Below are 17,928 nucleotides of genomic sequence, written 5' to 3'. Positions count from 1 at the left end.
TTGCCTAATGACTTTTTTAATTAGACTCACCGCCACCGGCTTTTACACTGGTTACTCCCCTTTGGCGCCGGGAACCGTGGGAAGCGTGGTGGGGATTGGGCTGTATCTGGGTTTTAATTTGCTGGCCTGGCCGCTATATTTATTAAGTCTTATTGTCTGCCTGGCTGGTGGGATATGGATTTGTAGTCGGGCAGAGGATATTTATAAGGAAAAAGATTCATCCAGGATTGTCTGGGACGAGATTACGGGATACCTGGTGGCGATGTTCGGCCTGAACCCCGCCTTTATTCCGGTGGCCTTTGTAATATTCAGAATTATGGATATTGTAAAACCGTATCCCATTCAGCTTACGGAGCGATTACCAGGTGGCTGGGGGATAATGTTAGATGATGTTCTGGCAGGACTGGCCACTAATATTATTATTCGAATAGGGGTAATTATTCAGCCACTGATTAACACGGATTGGCACGGATAAAATAGACTGCCATATAGAAGTCAAGAATTTTTGTAACTACTCAGCCATAAAGCCATTAAGGCACTAAGAGAATAAAGGAATAGCTCACGGATGACCCAGATTTTGGCGGATTCTCACGGATTTTTCCTCCGGGGCTAAAAGCTGATGGCACAGGTCGAATTTATTTAAAACCGCTAAAGCGGTTATAATTTTGTAGGTTACTTTGTTCACCTCACCCTGATAAATCAGGGTGCTAAGCTCAACCAGCATGAGAATAGCGACCCCATTTACCCTGAAGGAGCCGGGGTGCTACACTCAACAAACATGAGAATAGCACCCCGATTTATCGGGGTGAGGTGGTAAAGGATAATGACGCCTGGCAACTGCTTTAGCGGTTTCCAAGGCTCCTGAATGATCGAATTTTTGAGGCGATTGCCCTGTTCATGGTTGGGTATACGCTAAACAGATACAAAAATCAGTGTTTCATCCGTGTAAATCTGTGGCTGAATAGTTACGTTGCTCGTTCCTTTAGCTTCATTGGTAACCGTTCAGCCCCCAAGGCACGAAGACACAAAGGGGAAAATATGTATCGTAGAGAATATTAGAGCAATAGAGCAGAAGTTCTGAAACTTTCAGAAAAGTCTTTAACTACTGCGCTACTGCTCTGTTGAGCTATTAAGAAATAATCCTTTAATCTTTGTGTCTTAGTGTAGTGTCTTTGTGGTTGAACAGTTACCTCCATTGAAAAATGACCACGACTAATAACCGATTGCCCATCACCAAACGCCAATCTAAATGGAGAGTTCCCCTTTTAGAGGCCAATTTAGGAAAAGAGGAGATAAAGGCCTTAGAGAGGGTTATTGAATCAAAATGGCTCTCTATGGGTGAGGCCACCGAGGAATTTGAACACTCTTTTGCTTCTTACCTGGGCGTGAAGTATGCCCTGGCTGTCTCCAGTGGGACGGCGGCTCTTCATCTGGCCTATCTGGCCATGGGAATTGGTCCGGGGGATGAGGTCATCGTTCCCTCGCTGACCTTTGTGGCCACGGCCAATGCGGTTCTCTACACCGGGGCTGAACCGATATTTGCCGATATTAGCGGAGATAATGATTTGAATATTTCGCCCGCTGATATCGAGGCGAAGATAACGGAGAGAACCAAAGGCATAGCGGTGGTTCATTACGGTGGTTATCCGGCCAGGATGGATGAGATAGGCGGACTGGCTGAGGCCCACCACCTTTTAGTGGTAGAAGATGTAGCCCATGCCCCTGGCGCCGAGTTTGAGGGCCGGAAACTGGGAACCATAGGTAATATTGGTTGTTTTAGTTTTTACGCCAACAAAAATCTGGTGGTCGGTGAAGGGGGTATGGTGGTGACCAATGATGAAGGTCTGGCCAATAAAGTCAGGATTTTGAGGTCGCATGGAATGACGGCCTTAGCCTGGCAAAGGTATCGGGTAGGTAAGCCGGGTTATGACTGTCTTGACCTGGGTTATAATTACCGGATGGATGAACTCAGCGCCGCCCTTGGCCTGGTCCAGTTGAATAAATTGGAAGAGGATAACCTCCGTCGAGGAAAATTGGTCGCCGAATACAGGAAAAGATTAGCGGTCTTCTCACACATAAGTTTACCTTTTGACAGCCATTATGGAAAATCGGCTTATCATATTATGCCTCTTTTACTTAATGGTCTTGATCGGGATAATTTTATCCAAGAATTGGGCCAAAAGAGGATACAGACCAGTATTCATTATTCACCCATTCATCTCTTTACTTATTACCGGCAGAGATTCGGCTATCAAGAAGGATTGCTTCCCCGAACCGAATCAGTCTCAGCCCGGGAAGTTACCCTGCCCTTGTATTCGACTATGAGCGAAGATGATCTCGCCTATGTCGTTGATTCCATCCAAGAGTCTGTGCGGTCGTGATTCAGAATAAGGGAGTGAAAGGCACCTGGCCGGTTTTGTCTTTAAAATTGCCAATAATCTTCTGTCCCTCAGGAGAAGTCACCCAGGCAATATAGGCCATAGCCAGGATGTAATTGGCATGAGGGTGCCTGGCCGGATTAACGGCGATAATTCCATAAGGGTTGTAAAGGGCCTCGGACTCAGCTTCAAATACCCCCCGGATCTCGATTTTATCCAGGTATTTAAGATATGTCCCCCGATCAACCAGGGTATAAGCCTGCTTTTCATCAGCCATAATCAGGGTAGCCCCCATCCCCTGACCGCTCTCAAGATACCAATCTCCTGAAGGGATAATACCCGTCTCCTTCCAGATAGCCTTCTCTCTGATATGAGTGCCAGAGTCATCTCCCCTGGAGACAAAAGAAATTTTAGCCTCGGCTATCTTCTGGAAGGCCTCCACCGCCGTTTTAGCGGTTTTAATCCCGGCCGGATCAGAAGTCGGACCGGCTATCATAAAATAATTAGCCATTACTTCTCGCCGGTTTACCCCGTAGCCTGCCTCGACGAATTTTATCTCCTCCTCTTTAGAATGAACAAAGGTTAGGTCTACATCCCCATTTTGAGCCAATTCCAAGGCCTTGCCGGTTCCGACCACCACCACATCTACCTTGGCGCCGTATTTTTCCTCAAAAGGAGGGTTAAGCGCCTCAAAGAGCCCGGTATTATCTAAGCTGCTGGTGCTGGACATCCTAAGTCTGACCGCTTGCCTCTCTTTTTCTGTTACCTTCTCCGAACACCCAGAGACAAGCGTAACGAATATCACCAGAAGCGTAACCCCTAGGCCCCTAAGAGGGTATTTGGTCATATGGTCTTCCGGGTCGGCCATAAAGCACTCCTTCATTATTTGTAACTATTCAGCCACGGATTAGCACGGAAGCAGATAGCAGAGGACAAAGGTCAGAGAACAGATGTCAAAGGCGGGTGTCCTCCCCTGGCGGGGGATTAAGAAGAACAGAAGACAGAACTCAGAGAACAGAAGGAGAAAAACCCTTCGGTTACCATTATTTAAAATATATAATATCTGAGCCAGACATAAATCGTAGATATGAAAACGGTCAGTATCATCACCGGCATGCCGTAGGCCATAAACTTCAGAAAGCTGATCCTTCGGCCGGCCCTTTCCGCTATTCCGACCACAATTACATTGGCTGAGGCACCGATAGCCGTGCCATTTCCTCCCAGACAAGCCCCCAGGGCCAGCGACCACCACAGAGGCATTAACTCTGAATAGTGCAGGAGTTCTACTCCTTTAAGGTGGGGCGGCCATATCCCCTGGGCCACCATCCCCTGGGCCAGATTAATAATCAAGGGGTTCATCGTGGCCACATAAGGTATGTTGTCCACAAAGGCTGAGGCAAAGGCAGAAAACCACATAACCACCATACTCGTGGCAAACATATTACCCTGGGTCAGGGCCAGGACCTTAAGAGACATCCATTCTATTAAGCCGACCTTCACTACCCCGCCCACTATAATAAAAAGCCCAATGAAGAAGAATATAGTCGGCCATTCAATCTCAGCCAGGTAATGGTGGGGGTCGTGGGTGCCTGAAAGCAGAAGGAGCAGCCCTGCCCCAAAGAGGGCTATGGTAGCCGGCTCATAGTGAAGCATCCCGTGACAAACAAAACCAGATATAACCACCGAAAGGACAAAGAGGGACTTCTTCAACATCACCGGATCCTTTATGGCCTCATTCTCGTTCATCTCCATAACCTGCTGCTTTAACTCAGGTTTGACCTTGAGTTTTTTGCCAAATACTATCTTTATGAGAAGTACACAGACCACCATCATGATTACAACGGCCGGGGTCAGATGATAGATGAAGGCCATGAAGTCGAGCTTGGCCTTGGAGGCAATCATGATATTGGGTGGATCACCAATAAGTGTCGCCGTGCCGCCTATGTTTGAGGCCAGGACCTCTGTGATCAGGAATGGGATGACATCAACCCCCAGGATATCTGCAATAAGGATGGTGACCGGGGCAATAAGCAACACCGTGGTAACATTATCCAGAAAGGCGCTTAATCCAGCGGTTACTACGGCCAGGATGGCCATAAGTTTAAGGGGGTCTCCTTTAGCGATCTTGGCGCTCTTGATGGCTATGTATTCAAAAACCCCTGTCGGGCGCATAAGGTTAATAATGGTCATCATTCCGATAAGAAGGAAAATAACATTCCAGTCCACACCGAGTTCCTCTATATGAAAGGCCTCGTGCTGCATCAATATCTTGAGCACTAACATAAGTGAAGCGCCGACAATGGCCACAATTGTTTTGTGAATCTTTTCAGAGACTATAATCGCATACGCCAAAAGGAATATGATGGTGGCCGTCCAAAAAACAGTGCTGGTAACGGGCTGGGCGGCGGCAGCTATTTCGTGCTCCATTATCCTTCCTCCTTCATAGTTAGTTATTTATTTCCTGATCCCTTAAACCTGAAACTCGAAGCTCAATTACAGAAAGGCCTTCATAAGATCTGTCCGGGAAATGATACCGACCAGTTTTTCCCCCTCTACGACCGGAATGACCCTGATATTATACTTCCTCATCAGGGCCACGGCCTTAAAAAGAGAGGAATCAGCCGTGATGGTAATTACTTTGGTAGTCATTATATCACCGGCCACTAAAAGTCTCTCCATCATCTCAGCCGATTTATGGTCTACCTCCATCGCCCCAAAATCTTTGATGAAGGAGATATCATCTATAAGGGCAAAATATTCAGGGACGAATATCTTAAGCAGATCCGTCCTGGAGACAACCCCAAGCAGTCTTCTTTCATTATCAACTACGGGCAGACAGTCAAAAGATTCCCTCCTGAATAGAGCCAGTATTTCTTCGAAGCTCTTGTTAGGGGAAAGGGTTATTACATCTTCTACCATATAATTAGCTACTTTCATCTCATTGCCTCCATTTCGATTATGAACTGGATTACCTCTTTAGGATCTCTGGCCTGGAGTAATTTTTCTCTCTTCCTTTCGGTGCATACTAACTTTGTAATTTGAGCCATCATAGTCAAGTAATTCTCATTATCAGAGTTAGGGCCTAAGAGAAGAAAGATCAAATGAGCTGGCTTTCCGTCAAAGGAGTTAAATTCAATCCCCTCTTTACTTATCCCCAAGGCAATACTAATCTTGCTCACATTTGATGTCCTAACATGGGGCAAAGCAACGCCTTCACCAATGCCTGTGCTCATACCCTTTTCCCGTTCCAGGAGCTCATCAAGAACCTTTTTTTTGTCAACGATCTTAGTCCGGCGGTCTATCCGGTCAACTAACTTAGAGATGGCCTCTTCCTTAGAGGAAGAAGCTAAGTTAACCTCAATCAAGCTTTTGTCAATAAATTTCGATAATGTCATAATCAGGACTCCTTCGCCTTTATTTACAACAGCCTCACAAGTAGCTAAATTTGTAACTATTCAGCCACAGATGGACACGGATGAAACACTGATTTTTTTCGACCTGTACGGTTATCAAATACATTATTTTGAAATAAAATCATTATGAAAGCCCGAAGGGCTACAGGATGTTAGCCGTAGATTTCAATCTACGGAATGATAATGTTCCATAAAATTAAGCCCCGACGGGGCGCAGGAAAAATGAGGATCAATGAACGCGATCAGGGATAAATTTGAGCGTTGATTTTTCCAGTTTTTGCCCACCGCGAACTTTTCCTTCGCCCCTGCGGGGCTTAATTCCACTTTAATCCAATGTTCCGTAAGTTGAAACCTACGGCTACAATTCCTTTGCACCTTCGGTGCATATAAAGAACTCAAATTAGTAAATTAAACCTAACCGCACAGGTCGAAATCTTTCGACCTGTGCAATTAGGTTTAACCTACTGACGCTGAAAGCGTCAAATTTTAAATAGCCGTAGATACCAATCTACGGAAATAAATACACCCGCAACGCTCGACCCTGTAAGGGTCGAACATTGTCCATCGCATAACATTCAACCCTTTCAGGGTTGGGCTGACTTATATTTTTGTTACCGTATGTTTCACATACGGCTATGTGAAGTTCAAACCTTTCAGGTTTGAAAGGAAGTGCTTGCAATTTCTAATTGCACAGGTCGAAATCTTTCGCCAACTAATTGTGTGTTAGTGTATCATAAGACTGAGATCTTGTCAAAGTATAATTACATGGTTTTTCGAGATAAGCTAAAATAGGGAGATATTAGGCTAATTACAGTGGGAAAAAATAACTATTATCCTCTAATTAGCTTATTTCTCTGGAAATAATCTGTAATGCCCTTAATGTTTTCCTAAGGCAATGTCGATAATATAATAGACGAACACTATTGAAATCTATAAACCACAAGGGTGGTAATCTATTGGTAGAAATCACCGAGATTAAGCTTAAAGTAAGAGGTTGACGATGTAGCTAAAATGAGTGTCTGAAATATGAGCTATCAAAAGGGCTTCTCTACAACAAGAAGGGTATCCTTGTGGAGGGCCCTTTTTTATTTGGCCCCACAAAAAACAACAATCCTACAAGAGATTCTTTAGCCATTTGTTGGCTGATTGACAAAAAATGGAGAGGGGAAAGCTGAGAGTGGAGAGAAGAGACCTCTCTGTTCTCAACCCTTAATTCCCAAGGAGGGGGGATCAAAATGGCCAATCTACTTGTAACGGCAATCGACCAAAACAGAAAAGAGGTTAGATCCAATGAGAGGGGCAGTGAAAGAAACCATCGGGTCAGACACTCGGAAGCAGGATTTTATCTGGCTCAACCCCAGGGAAGCACCCCCGGGGGACAGTTCCCGGTTTTATCTCTGGCTGAGGACTATCTCCGATACAGAAATACGGCCCACGAGATGGAAAGAGCCAGGCTGGCCGGAGAGGAACAAGGATTCAGGCTCAATAGGGAGGAGATAAATGAGGGGGGCGAGGGGTATCCCGAAGAAAGAGAAAATCCAGGGACGAGAGAGATGTTAGAGAGAGATATTAACACCCTTCAGGAAGAAATAGTGGGAAGCAAGAGAAGTTCTCTCCCTATTACCAGACAGATGCTCCATCAGCGAAGCTTGAGTGAACTTAAGGGCGGAGATACGTCCACCACAACCACCTCCTTCCGAAGAGAAATGAGGGAGTCGGAAAGAGGCCGGTCAGAAGATCGTGTTTCTACGGCGGGAGAAGAAAGAGGGGGTAATGTGGTAGACACTTTAATAAACAGGGGTCAAGGCAGATAATTTGCCCCGATTGAGGGAGAAGATTCTTTCCGCTCGCGGCTTTCTCTGATATGAGGCGGCAGCATATCAGCCGTAATAATCCCCTCGCCTGATAGAACCACCATTCTTTCCACAATGTTTTCCAACTCCTGGACATTACCGGGCCAGGGATAGTTCATCAAGGAGGTAATAGCCTCTTTATCTATTTTTTCCGGTCCGTGGCCCAATCCTTTCAAAAAATGATAACAAAGATCCGGGATGTCATCCACCCTTTCCCGTAAAGGAGGAATAAAGAGGGGAAAGACATTTAATCGATAATAAAGATCTTCTCTAAACCTTTTTTCCTGAAGGGCCTTTTCCAGGTCCACATTGGTGGTGGCAATAATCCTGGCATGGACGGAAATAGTTTCTATTCCCCCTACCCGGACTATTATTTTATCCTGAACAGCCCTGAGCAGCTTTGCCTGAAGAGGCAACTCAATGTCGCCAATCTCGTCTAAAAAGATAGTCCCGTCTCCGGCCAGATCAAGGCGGCCTAATTTTCTAAATTGGGCCCCGGGAAAGGCGCCCTTTTCATAACCAAAGAGCTCATGTTCCAGGAGCTGACCGGGAAAGGCAGAGCAGTGAACCTTGACAAAAGGCTTCTCCCGCCTCGGGCTGTTGTAATGAATAGCCTGGGCCAGCAGGGCCTTGCCTGTGCCGCTTTCCCCCCTGAGGAGGATAGTCGTGTCGCCTGAGATGACCTTTTTGACTAACTCAAAAAGTCCCATCATCTTAGCGCTTCTTCCAATAAAGTTTTCAAATTCGTATTTGGCTTCAAGTTGCTGTTTAAGCTCAATATTCTCACTTATGAGCCTTTTCTGATCAGCCAGCCGTTTGATCATAAATTTCAGTTCATCCATTTCAAAAGGCTTAATAATATAGTCATAAGCCCCCATTTTCATAGCGGCTAACGCTGTTTGAACCGTAGCATAGGCGGTCATAATGATAACTTCAGGGGGTGATTTACGTTCTTTGACCGTCCTAAGGATGGCCATGCCATCTACCTCAGGCATCATTAAATCGGTGATAATCAGATCAAAACTATCCGCCCGGCCCAGTAATCTTAAGGCTTCCTGGCCACTTTCCGCAGTGGCTACCGAATAGTTCTCATCTTCCAGAATGGCCTTCAGGATGTTACACATCTTTCGTTCATCATCGACTACGAGAATTTTCATAATTTACTTTACTCCTTACCGGTAGAAAAACAGCGAAGGTTGTGCCTACCCCCTTTTCACTCTCAACGGTAATTTCACCTTTATGCTCCTCAATAATCCTGGAAACAATGGATAATCCCAGGCCATGTCCCTCTTCTTTAGTAGTGAAAAAGGGTTCAAACAGTTTATCGACAGTCTGAGGAGGAATTCCCTGGCCTGAATCTGATACCTTTATCTGAATATAGCTTTGTCCGGCCTTAGCTGTAACCACATTAGTAGTGACACTGATCTCGCCTCCGTCAGGCATGGCTTCTTTCGCATTTAACAAGAGGTTTAAGAAGACCTGTTCCATTCTTCCACTATCAAATAAGGTCAGGGGTAAATCAGGCCGAAATCTCCTGGAAAGTTTGATATGGACATTTTCTAACTCGGATCTTAAAGAAATAAAGGTATGATCAATCACGGAATTTATATTGCCCGGTTCCAGTTTCAAGGGGGTTCCTTTGAAGAAAGTCAAAAATTCAGAGGTAATCTTTTTTAACTTTTTGACTTCAGCCGGGATATAGTCAAACATCTCATCCCTGCCTTGAGGCAGATTGTATCTTTGTTTTAATACCTCGGCCGTGCCATCAATTACCCCTAAGGCATTTCTAATCTCATGGGCCAGACCGGCTGAAAGCTGCCCCATGGTAGCCAGTTTTTCCGCCTGACGAACACTCTCCTGAGCAGAAGTGGTCGAGACCATCACCCGATAGAGAAATAACCCGAAAAGAAAGGTAAAGGCCAGAGATATTAAGCCACTGAGGATTAAACTCCGCTTATATAGATTCAAGACATTAAAGAATCTTACACTCGCCTCCACCGAAAGGATGGCCCTGGGTATGCTCTTTTCATCCCTGATAGGCACATAACCGCTTTTAAGATATGTCCCATCAATCCAGTAAACCCCAGACACGGCATTAGTCCCTCCCCAGGCCCTCAGCCAGGCCTTAGTGCCCTCTTCCGTAAAAGATATGAACTTCTCCCTTTCTTCTTCAGTTCGATCTTTGGCTTCCACCACCACCTGCTGTCTGGTATCAAGAATAGAGATATTGAAAAGATTATTAGTCTGCCTTACATCTTTTAAGAATTTTTTGAGACGAGCTTTGTTTGATTCTTCACTTAGGCCAATTGGGTCTATTTTAAGGGCAGTCGTGGCGGCAATGGCAATTAGTCTTTTAGCCAACTCGTCTTCTAAATAATTCCTGGTCCGGTTGTAGAAAAACCAACTGCCGGCGTTAATCATCAGGAGAAGTAATAACCCCAAAAAGATGATGATCTTCAAATAGACTATTCGTTTGGCCAGGACTTCCTTTAATTGGGCAAACATATTCCTTATCTTACTAAATTTTTCTTAAAAATGCAACCTTATTTTTTAGCCAATAGCCAATGGCTTATTTTTTTCTTGATAGATTCGATTTAATCTGCTATAATTATAACAAAAAGGCCAGGGTCATCGTTTTGGCCACTCACCAATCAGGTGGATAGGCTGAAGGCTGAAGACTTTTAGGGATAGTCTTCAGCCTATCCCCCTGAGGGGTAAATGGCCGAAACGCTGATCAAGGCCTAAAAATGTTATGGAACAGACCATCCAGCAGATCCAGAGACAACAACTGATTTTCACCCAGGTTTTTCAGCAGGCTATCCATATTCTTCAACTTTCTACTCCACAACTTGTAGAGGAAATAGAAACCGAACTTATGGAAAATCCGGTCCTGGAATTGGAAGGAGAAGAGATTGAAGAAAAGCCAAAACAAAAGGCAGAGGACCCTGAAATAGATTGGGAGAAATATCTGGAGAAGAAGGATGATTTCCCGGCCTTTGGGACCGTCTCAGACCTCGAATGGGAACCGAACTATGAGAATCTGGTCACCCAAACCCCTTCCCTGAGAGAGCATTTGTTGGGGCAGCTCAGGACCTTGTCTCTGACTGAAAAAGAGTTTTTCATAGGCAGGTTTTTGATCGGGGAGATTGATGACAATGGATATCTATCTCTGCCTCTGGAATCCTTAGCGGCCAGCTTAAAGGAAGATGTGTCTGAGCTGGAAAAGATGTTGACTAAAATTCAGGGCTTTGACCCGCCTGGAGTAGGGTCAAGAGATTTGAAAGAATGTTTGGAAATCCAGGCTAAAGAGCTTGGTTGGGACAATACCCCTATTATCACCTTAATCAGAAATCATCTGGAAGATATTTATCGCCGGAGATATGATAAGATTGTTAAAGAGATGAATATTCCTTTAGCTCAGGTAAAAGAACTAATTAAAGATTTATCCACCCTGGAGCCAAAACCAGGACGGTTATATGAAAATGAGGCCATTGTGTATGTTACGCCTGATGTAATCGTGGAAGAGGTGGATAATGAATTTGTCGTCTCATTAAATGATCGTGAAATCCCTAAATTGCGAATCGGTTCATACTACAAAGATGTTTTGAAACAAGACCGCTTAGAGGAGGGGGTAGCTAAATATATTCGAGAAAAGATCAAGTCAGCCGCCTGGTTCAGGCAATGTATTATTCAGCGTAAAAATACGCTTATGAAGGTGGCAAAAACTATTTTTAATATTCAGGATGGATTCCTGAGAATCGGTCCTCGGGGATTAAAACCGCTAAAACTGGAAGATGTGGCTAAGAGGGTAGAACTTGACGCCACTACTGTCTCCAGGGCGATATCCAATAAGTTTGCTCAGACTCCGTGGGGAATGCTTCCCCTGAAGTACTTTTTTGATTCCGGCCTGGATAGGAAAAGAGGCGAACAGGCATCTTCTATTCAGGTCAAGGAACGGATAAAGACATTGATTGAAAAGGAAGATCCCAAGCGGCCTTTATCAGATTCCAAGATAACGAAATTGCTTCAAAAAGAGGGGATAAAGGTTGCCCGACGGACCGTTAGTAAATACAGAGAAGAGATAGGTGTCAGGGCTTCTTACCTCCGGCGAGAGATAACCTAATTATCGATTATCGTAACCGTTCAGCACATGATGCTGGATGCTCGATGCTCGATGCTCGATCCTCGATGCTCGATCTTCGATGCTGGTAAAGGATCCAGTATCCAGGATCGAGCATCGAGCATCGAGTTTGTGCCTTAGTGGCTGAACGCTTACACCTAATTAACAATTTATTGTAACTACTCAGGTGGATAGGCTGAAGGCTGAAGGCTATTGAACTTCAGCCTTCAGCCTTCAGCCTATCTGCCTGAATAGTTACATTTCAGCCACAGATGCACACAGATGAAATACGGAAAATCCGTGAGCCGTGTCCGTGATTAGGGTCTGTCCTTAGGCTGTAGGGACAACCCTTGTGGTTGTCCGTCTACGGAACGGACATGGACAAGCACGGACAGGGACAAGCCCTGTCCCTACACTTCCGCCTTCTGTCCTGTGTTATTTATCCGTGCTAATTCGTGCATACCTGAACGGTTACGTTAATTAAAATAAGGGGTGATGATGATGAAAGGAAGAAGGTTAAGTTTTATTATCGGGTTGATTTTTATGGTCCTGTTTTTGAGCAGGGTGGGGGGAGAGGCTCAAGTCCAAACAGATGAGGCGGTCAGAGAAGCCAGAGAAAAGGTAGAGGCCATTAAGAAAAAGTCGCAAGAGACCATTAATGAGATCGAAAAGGAATTGGCCAGACTTAAAGATGAAATGGCTTTAGCCGAGCGTAACCTTATAGAAGAGAAAGAAAAACGAGAGAATTTAGAGAAAGGGGGCCTTAGCCGAATTAAGGGGGGAAGAATAGAAGAACTGCGGCAAGAACTATTTTCCCAAAGAGATAAGGCGGATCAGGCCGATCGTGCCAGAAAAGAGGCGGAAGAAGAAGTAAATAAACTGAGGGGGGAATTGTCCCGTCTTCAGGCTGAGCTTAAGGCGGCTCAGGGCGCCATGGCGAATCAAGAAAAGATGCAAGGGGAACTCTCGGCTGCCAGGGCTAAGCTTGAGGCGGCTCAACAGACCATAGCGGATCAGGAAAAGGAAAGCAAATTGCTCCTTAAAGAAAAGGAGGAAATCCTTAAAGCTCGGGAAGAGATGCAGCGAGGACTCTCTATGGCCGAGAATGCTAAGACCGACCTCGCCGCCGCTGAGAAGCGTTTGGAAACCCTGCAGGCTGAATTGACTCAAACAAAGAGAGACCTGGCCCTGGCGCAACAAAAAAGTGAGTCTGAAGCCCTTCAGAGTGAATTGGCCCAGGCAAAAGGGGAGCTGGTTTCCGCCCGGCAAAAAATCGAAGCTGAAACCCAGAAAAACGAGGAAATAGTGGCTGAGATAAATAAATTGAGAGAGGAAATCTTCCTGGCGCATGCAAAAACACAAGAGGCAGTTGCCGCTAAAGAGAAGGCGGAAAAAAGAATAGAGGAGCTTGCCGCTGCCTTGAACCAATATAAGGCCCAATTATCTATCCCTGAAGCGGCCGAGGTATATCAACCAAAACCAACCAAGCCGGAACCTGCGGAAAAACAGGCTAAAGCCCCGACCGGTGAAAAAAGAGATGAAAAGGAAAAAATGCCTGTGGTGGAGATAACGGAGAAAGAGAGATCACCCAAACCAAAATTAGAGCCGGCCGAGGAAGTGATAGGGAAAGAAAAAAAGGCAGGACCGGCCAATTTAGAGGAAGCCCTGAAAAATCTAAGAGATAAGGAGGTAGAGGTAATTAAGGAAGACAGCAAGTTGGTAATGGTTCTTCCCATACCATTTCCTCGATTAAGAATAACCGTAGAACCCGAGTATTTTGATATATTGGATGCGGTGGCTCAAGCCATTAAGCTGCATCCTCAACTTAAAAAAGTGATAATCGAAGGGCACACTGAAGCTGATGAAGAATCAAGCCTTCTTAATCTCCAATTATCAGAAGCCAGGGCCGATAATGTAATGAAATATTTGATCGAGAAAGGGAATGTCTCCCCCAGGCTGCTGTCAATCAGGGGCTATGGGGGAAATGAGCCCCTGGTCAGCAACAAGACCGAAGAAGGACGCCGGAGGAACCGGCGGGTGGAAGTAGTGATTATGACTTCAGAGTAACAGGGACAGAAGACAGAGGATAGAGGACAGAAGACCTCTGACTTCTGACTGAGGAGGAAGGTTGGTGCCACAAAAGTCTATTTCCAATATAAGCCGTGTGATAGCTGAATTGATTCGAAGAATGACACCTCAAGAAAAGACAGATCTCTTGAGCTATCTTCCTCTGGAAGATCTGGAAGGATTCAGCGGCCCTTTAGAAAGCAAAAAGAGCGAAAGAAGATTCGGTGATCCGGAGCTGTATGTGGCTGCCAGAGACGACGGACTAAGTTTCGAAGTTCCTCCCGAAAAGGCCCTGAAGTTTGTCTCTCATTTGCCCCATTTACTCGGTTCGAAGAAAATAAACATTCGCTATTACCAAAATGAAAGACCTAAAGAGATAACTTGTTTGCCGGAAGAGATGCCTGGAGATCTAAATAAGATCGAGGCTATTTTTACAGACGATGCTGTAACAATCGAGCTGGATGAGCATACCCTGTTTTCAAATGGGGGGATGTATGCCTTTAGACGCTAATATCCCCTAACCGTTCAGGGGGCAATGAAAATTGAGGGGAAATTTTTGTAACTATTCAGCTCTTAAGGCACAAAGACACAAAGATTACCAATAATAGCACACGGATTACACGGATGAAACGGATTGACACGGATAAAAATTTATTAGAAAAAATCCGTGAGAATCCGCCAAAATCTGTGTCATCCGTGTGCTATTCTATCATTCTCTTCGTGGCTTAGTGGCTTTATGGTTGAACGGTTACAACGAATGGAACGCATTACCAAGTCGATTTCCAGACGTTGATTTAGACACATTCATCACCATGCCCAACCACATCCACGGTATCATTGTAATCGTAGGGGCACCCCTTGTGGGTGCCCAAAATGACAGGGCAACCACAGGGGCAACCACAAGGGTTGCCCCTACAGATCGTTGACGACGGTTGAATACACCCGTGGCGTTAGAACTCTCGACTGGCCGCGGTTTCGTGGGCGTTTTTGGCAACGCAATTATCATGAGCACATTATCCGCTCTCTCTACTACCTCCTCTTCCCTTACGACAAAAAAGGACTGAACGGTTACAATATCCCTGGAAAAATAAAAAGAGAGATTGCGGGATGGTTCACTTTACTGTGAAAGCTTGCGGCTGAGAGGTAGGGTGGGCACCGCCCACCAAAAAGGCGTAGATGGCGAACAGATTGGTGGGTAATGCCCACCCTACTTCTGCGGAAGGTTAACCGCGCCTAAAGTTTCACAAGAAAATGGATGATTTTGAACCGTCCCGAGATTGCTGAATATCTCCTTGAAATTTGCGGGATATCACAAAAGCTCACCAAAGACCGTTTCTCTATTACGGTATGGCCGGATAAAACCGAGGTAAAAGAAGGATGAAGGATACGGTTACCGGCCCCTCTATCCCACCTAAAACCCGCTTTTTACGACGAGCACTGCCCGGTCTGTGTGGCCGATGACCTTTTCCGTAACACTTCCCATGAGAAGCCGTTCGAGACCGGTTCTACCATGAGAGCCCATCACAATAATGTTTACCTTAAGTTGCTCGGCCATATCAGCAATTACCTTATAGGACTCTCCTTCACGGACAAAGCTCTCTGTGCTCACGCCAACACCTTCAGCATTCCTTTTTACAGCTTCAACATACCCCTTTGTCTTAGTGATTAATTCATCTACCGTCTTTGGTGATTCCGCATAAAATTCTGGAGGCACATCAACGACCGAGATAACCTTAATTTCTCCTCCATAGGAGCTGGCAAGGTCTATTGCCCTTCTGGTAGCAGGTTCACTGTATTTAGAGCCATCTGTTGCCAAAAGAATCCTCTGCCATCCCACAAAGGTATCTTTTGTAACAACAAGGACATCTATTGGACTGTATCCAATTACCCTTGCGGTAACGCTTCCGAGAAGAACCCTCTCAAGGCGCTTGAGTCCCCTTCTGCCCATTACTATGAGATCACAATTTTCTGCCTGGGCAAGGTCTATTATCCTCTCATAAGGTTCACCCTCTTCACAGACCGTTTTTATGAGAACCTTATGTTTATCAGCAAGTTCCTGTGCTTTTTTAAGTGCTTCTTCCCAAGGCTTTTTTATTGCTGCTATTATATCTCCAACGGCGACAAGGGCAAGGTCTCCTATGTATGGTGGAATAACCGAGACCACAGTAATCCTGTTTCCCTCATTCTGAGCGAGTTTAAAGAACTCCTCAAGGGCATGCAGACTGGTAAGTGAGCCATCAATGGCCACAAGAATCTTGCTGTAGATACTCATAATTATAAATTCCTCCTATGTAACTGAAAGTCCTTTTTCCAATCTCTTTTCTTCCTTTATTCCTTTCACGAGGGCTCCCAGGACCATTAATCCACCAAACAGAAGTGCCAGGACCATTATAGCAAAACTTGAAGCCTTAAGAATCTTTACCATTGTTTCTCCAAGGTGAGATATGAGATTAAGTTGACTAAGATAGACAGGAATCATCAATGCCCTGCTGAATAAGACGATAACCATTATTGTTCCCATTACGAGTTTTATCATGTATCCTTTAACATAGGTTGTCCCTATTGCACCAAGTTGGATACCAAAGAGAGAGCCCGCAAGTATTATCATTGCCAGTCGTATATCCACAAGACCATGAAGGGCATACTTAAAAGACCCTCCCATACCCATCACAAAGGCAATTACCAGCTCTGTTGCAGAAGCCATAAGGCTCGGAGCACCCAGTAGGTATATCATTGATGGAACACCTATAAAGCCTCCGACTGCAATGGTTGCGGCAAGCATACCTGTAGCAAATCCAAGAGGGATGGTGAATAATACAGAGACCTTTGCATTGAGACTCCTGAAGTAGATCATTGTGCCAGGGATGTTTATGGATTGGATCCATTTTGCTATCCTTGTTACCTCCTCTTCTTCCACCTCTATCTGAGTATTCTTCTTTGATTTAAAGGCATCCCCGAGGACAAATCCACCCACTATGGCAAGGACCACCACAAAGGCTACACTTACATAAAGGTTCGAACCTGCATCACCAAAGGACCTTTTGATGTTTTCCTGAATCTGGGCACCTATAAGCACTCCCGCCTCTGCAGAGGCACCCATTATAAGGCCAAGTTTTATATCCACCTGGCCATATTTTGCCCTCTTTATTGCACCAACGAGTGCCTTTGGGAACTTATGGCACATATTTGATGCCACTGCCACGAGTCCTGGTACCCCCATGCTCATCATACCAGGTGTAAGGACAAAGGCACCACCTGAGCCAATAAAACCACTCACCAGACCTCCAATAAATCCCACCAGAAAGAGATAGGTCATATTCATCCAGTTAAGGTCTACAAAATTTGACACCGTCTGAGTTATATCGTGCATCCTTACTTAATCTCCCTTCTCTTTTTTGCCTCTATGCCTATCACTGTCCAAAAATAACTCGTAAAGTTACCGTGAATAAAAGAAAAGATAAAAGCTGTCCCTATGGGAAGCAGGGCATAAAAGCCTCCAAGGGTAAATTTTTGATTGACAAGGTCCTGATTTGTCAACAGCAGGACATAGAGAATCACTGTTCCTATACCGTAAATAATCATCTTACTTAGGAGCTTTTTCTTCGACTGCTTTGCCATGAAATATTCCTCCTTCATAGTAGCCCAGGCATCTTGCCTATGATCATTCCCCTTTGTGCCTCACAGAATCGCAGGTTCGCAGGGGCATAACCGTTTCTTCTGGCAATCTATCTGTCTTAGCAGAACTTTGTTCCTTAGATTCTGATTCCTTGAGTATCTCGGTTGCAGTTTCAAACTCTCCTGCTTCAGCAAAGGCTATTGCGGTCATCATATCTTCTATCTTTCTGCAAATCCTTTTCATCCTTTTATACCCCCTTATATTTTATCAGTACTTACCAAACAGCCTTCAGTATTTCCCTGATACCTATTGCCTTGTCAAGTTTGTTTTAATGGGTTCGTCTTTTGTAAGGGTAACCCTTATGATTACTTATTTGGGTAATTATTTACCCCTTCGGCATAAAGACAAGCACTAACAGATAACTTCTATCTTGACAAGGCTGTAGGGGCACGTTGCAACGTGCCCCGACAGTAAGGGCGAT

General features: G+C 45.0%; 16 protein-coding genes. 6 read left to right on the top strand and 10 right to left on the bottom strand.

Going from position 1 to position 17,928, the window contains the following annotated elements; all coding sequences use genetic code 11:
* Positions 1–7: 7 nt before the first annotated feature.
* Together AB1797_02850 and AB1797_02845 are read left to right on the top strand one after the other, a co-directional pair.
* The gene (locus AB1797_02850; GenBank protein MEW5766552.1) at positions 8–475 is read left to right on the top strand and encodes a phosphatidylglycerophosphatase A; all 468 of its coding nucleotides are present in this window, start codon (positions 8–10) and stop codon (positions 473–475) included.
* 727 nt (positions 476–1,202) lie between these two features.
* A complete protein-coding gene (locus tag AB1797_02845; GenBank protein MEW5766551.1) occupies positions 1,203–2,381 on the top strand; it encodes a DegT/DnrJ/EryC1/StrS family aminotransferase in 1,179 nt (392 codons plus the stop codon).
* Between the two features lies 1 nt (position 2,382).
* Here the strand turns inward: AB1797_02845 and AB1797_02840 are convergent, their stop codons facing one another.
* The 4 genes from AB1797_02840 to AB1797_02825 all read right to left on the bottom strand — a co-directional run bounded on the left by AB1797_02840 (position 2,383) and on the right by AB1797_02825 (position 5,773).
* Positions 2,383–3,261: a substrate-binding domain-containing protein gene (locus tag AB1797_02840; protein MEW5766550.1), complete on the bottom strand. Its 879-nt coding sequence runs from the start codon at positions 3,259–3,261 to the stop codon at positions 2,383–2,385.
* Between the two features lie 164 nt (positions 3,262–3,425).
* On the bottom strand, positions 3,426–4,805 hold the full coding sequence (locus AB1797_02835) for an ArsB/NhaD family transporter (GenBank protein MEW5766549.1): 1,380 nt from the start codon (positions 4,803–4,805) through the stop codon (positions 3,426–3,428).
* A gap of 66 nt (positions 4,806–4,871) precedes the next feature.
* Positions 4,872–5,315, bottom strand: coding sequence for a CBS domain-containing protein (locus tag AB1797_02830; protein MEW5766548.1), 444 nt, complete (start codon positions 5,313–5,315; stop codon positions 4,872–4,874).
* A complete protein-coding gene (locus tag AB1797_02825) occupies positions 5,312–5,773 on the bottom strand; it encodes a PTS sugar transporter subunit IIA (protein ID MEW5766547.1) in 462 nt (153 codons plus the stop codon). Before AB1797_02825 ends, AB1797_02830 begins: the two co-directional genes overlap by 4 nt.
* A 1,253-nt stretch (positions 5,774–7,026) precedes the next feature.
* Between AB1797_02825 and AB1797_02820 the strand changes: the two genes are divergently transcribed.
* On the top strand, positions 7,027–7,605 hold the full coding sequence (locus tag AB1797_02820) for a hypothetical protein (protein ID MEW5766546.1): 579 nt from the start codon (positions 7,027–7,029) through the stop codon (positions 7,603–7,605).
* Here AB1797_02820 and AB1797_02815 read toward each other — a convergent pair.
* Both AB1797_02815 and AB1797_02810 read right to left on the bottom strand, forming a co-directional pair.
* The gene (locus AB1797_02815; GenBank protein ID MEW5766545.1) at positions 7,593–8,801 is read right to left on the bottom strand and encodes a sigma-54 dependent transcriptional regulator; all 1,209 of its coding nucleotides are present in this window, start codon (positions 8,799–8,801) and stop codon (positions 7,593–7,595) included. The genes AB1797_02820 and AB1797_02815 overlap by 13 nt on opposite strands.
* On the bottom strand, positions 8,779–10,149 hold the full coding sequence (locus tag AB1797_02810) for an ATP-binding protein (GenBank protein ID MEW5766544.1): 1,371 nt from the start codon (positions 10,147–10,149) through the stop codon (positions 8,779–8,781). Before AB1797_02810 ends, AB1797_02815 begins: the two co-directional genes overlap by 23 nt.
* Positions 10,150–10,396: 247 nt before the next feature.
* On the opposite strand from AB1797_02810, the gene rpoN reads away from it, so the two are divergent.
* The 3 genes from rpoN to AB1797_02795 all read left to right on the top strand — a co-directional run bounded on the left by rpoN (position 10,397) and on the right by AB1797_02795 (position 14,342).
* Complete coding sequence (gene rpoN / locus AB1797_02805) at positions 10,397–11,767, top strand: RNA polymerase factor sigma-54 (protein ID MEW5766543.1); 1,371 nt, start codon at positions 10,397–10,399, stop codon at positions 11,765–11,767.
* A gap of 492 nt (positions 11,768–12,259) precedes the next feature.
* A complete protein-coding gene (locus AB1797_02800) occupies positions 12,260–13,831 on the top strand; it encodes an OmpA family protein (GenBank protein MEW5766542.1) in 1,572 nt (523 codons plus the stop codon).
* 64 nt (positions 13,832–13,895) lie between these two features.
* Positions 13,896–14,342 (top strand): hypothetical protein, encoded by a 447-nt coding sequence (locus AB1797_02795; protein ID MEW5766541.1) that lies wholly within the window; start codon positions 13,896–13,898, stop codon positions 14,340–14,342.
* Positions 14,343–15,242: 900 nt separating this feature from the next.
* Here AB1797_02795 and AB1797_02790 read toward each other — a convergent pair.
* From AB1797_02790 to AB1797_02775, 4 genes are read right to left on the bottom strand one after another with little or no spacing between them, the layout of a single operon-like run.
* Entirely contained in the window at positions 15,243–16,103 is an 861-nt protein-coding gene (locus AB1797_02790) for a universal stress protein (protein ID MEW5766540.1), read from the bottom strand.
* Between the two features lie 15 nt (positions 16,104–16,118).
* Entirely contained in the window at positions 16,119–17,201 is a 1,083-nt protein-coding gene (locus AB1797_02785) for a sulfite exporter TauE/SafE family protein (GenBank protein MEW5766539.1), read from the bottom strand.
* Between the two features lie 2 nt (positions 17,202–17,203).
* The gene (locus tag AB1797_02780; GenBank protein ID MEW5766538.1) at positions 17,204–17,449 is read right to left on the bottom strand and encodes a hypothetical protein; all 246 of its coding nucleotides are present in this window, start codon (positions 17,447–17,449) and stop codon (positions 17,204–17,206) included.
* Between the two features lie 43 nt (positions 17,450–17,492).
* A complete protein-coding gene (locus AB1797_02775) occupies positions 17,493–17,690 on the bottom strand; it encodes a hypothetical protein (GenBank protein MEW5766537.1) in 198 nt (65 codons plus the stop codon).
* Between the last annotated feature and the right edge of the window lie 238 nt (positions 17,691–17,928).

The sequence above is a fragment of the bacterium genome, assembly GCA_040753085.1.
In the GTDB taxonomy this organism is placed as follows: Bacteria; UBA9089; JASEGY01; order JASEGY01; family JASEGY01; genus JASEGY01.
The sequence above is the reverse complement of the archived record's forward strand: the minus strand, read 5'-3'. Positions and strand labels throughout refer to the sequence as shown.

What these genes read in the sequence shown, in the direction of transcription:
- AB1797_02785 (MEW5766539.1), bottom strand. Translation starts at nt 17,201, where the DNA reads ATGCACGATATAACTCAGACGGTGTCAAATTTTGTAGACCTTAACTGG.
- AB1797_02835 (MEW5766549.1), bottom strand. Translation starts at nt 4,805, where the DNA reads ATGGAGCACGAAATAGCTGCCGCCGCCCAGCCCGTTACCAGCACTGTT.
- AB1797_02825 (MEW5766547.1), bottom strand. Translation starts at nt 5,773, where the DNA reads ATGACATTATCGAAATTTATTGACAAAAGCTTGATTGAGGTTAACTTA.
- AB1797_02820 (MEW5766546.1), top strand. Translation starts at nt 7,027, where the DNA reads ATGGCCAATCTACTTGTAACGGCAATCGACCAAAACAGAAAAGAGGTT.
- AB1797_02775 (MEW5766537.1), bottom strand. Translation starts at nt 17,690, where the DNA reads ATGAAAAGGATTTGCAGAAAGATAGAAGATATGATGACCGCAATAGCC.
- AB1797_02845 (MEW5766551.1), top strand. Translation starts at nt 1,203, where the DNA reads ATGACCACGACTAATAACCGATTGCCCATCACCAAACGCCAATCTAAA.
- AB1797_02840 (MEW5766550.1), bottom strand. Translation starts at nt 3,261, where the DNA reads ATGAAGGAGTGCTTTATGGCCGACCCGGAAGACCATATGACCAAATAC.
- AB1797_02815 (MEW5766545.1), bottom strand. Translation starts at nt 8,801, where the DNA reads ATGAAAATTCTCGTAGTCGATGATGAACGAAAGATGTGTAACATCCTG.
- AB1797_02780 (MEW5766538.1), bottom strand. Translation starts at nt 17,449, where the DNA reads ATGGCAAAGCAGTCGAAGAAAAAGCTCCTAAGTAAGATGATTATTTAC.
- rpoN (MEW5766543.1), top strand. Translation starts at nt 10,397, where the DNA reads ATGGAACAGACCATCCAGCAGATCCAGAGACAACAACTGATTTTCACC.
- AB1797_02790 (MEW5766540.1), bottom strand. Translation starts at nt 16,103, where the DNA reads ATGAGTATCTACAGCAAGATTCTTGTGGCCATTGATGGCTCACTTACC.
- AB1797_02830 (MEW5766548.1), bottom strand. Translation starts at nt 5,315, where the DNA reads ATGAAAGTAGCTAATTATATGGTAGAAGATGTAATAACCCTTTCCCCT.
- AB1797_02800 (MEW5766542.1), top strand. Translation starts at nt 12,260, where the DNA reads ATGATGATGAAAGGAAGAAGGTTAAGTTTTATTATCGGGTTGATTTTT.
- AB1797_02810 (MEW5766544.1), bottom strand. Translation starts at nt 10,149, where the DNA reads ATGTTTGCCCAATTAAAGGAAGTCCTGGCCAAACGAATAGTCTATTTG.
- AB1797_02850 (MEW5766552.1), top strand. Translation starts at nt 8, where the DNA reads ATGACTTTTTTAATTAGACTCACCGCCACCGGCTTTTACACTGGTTAC.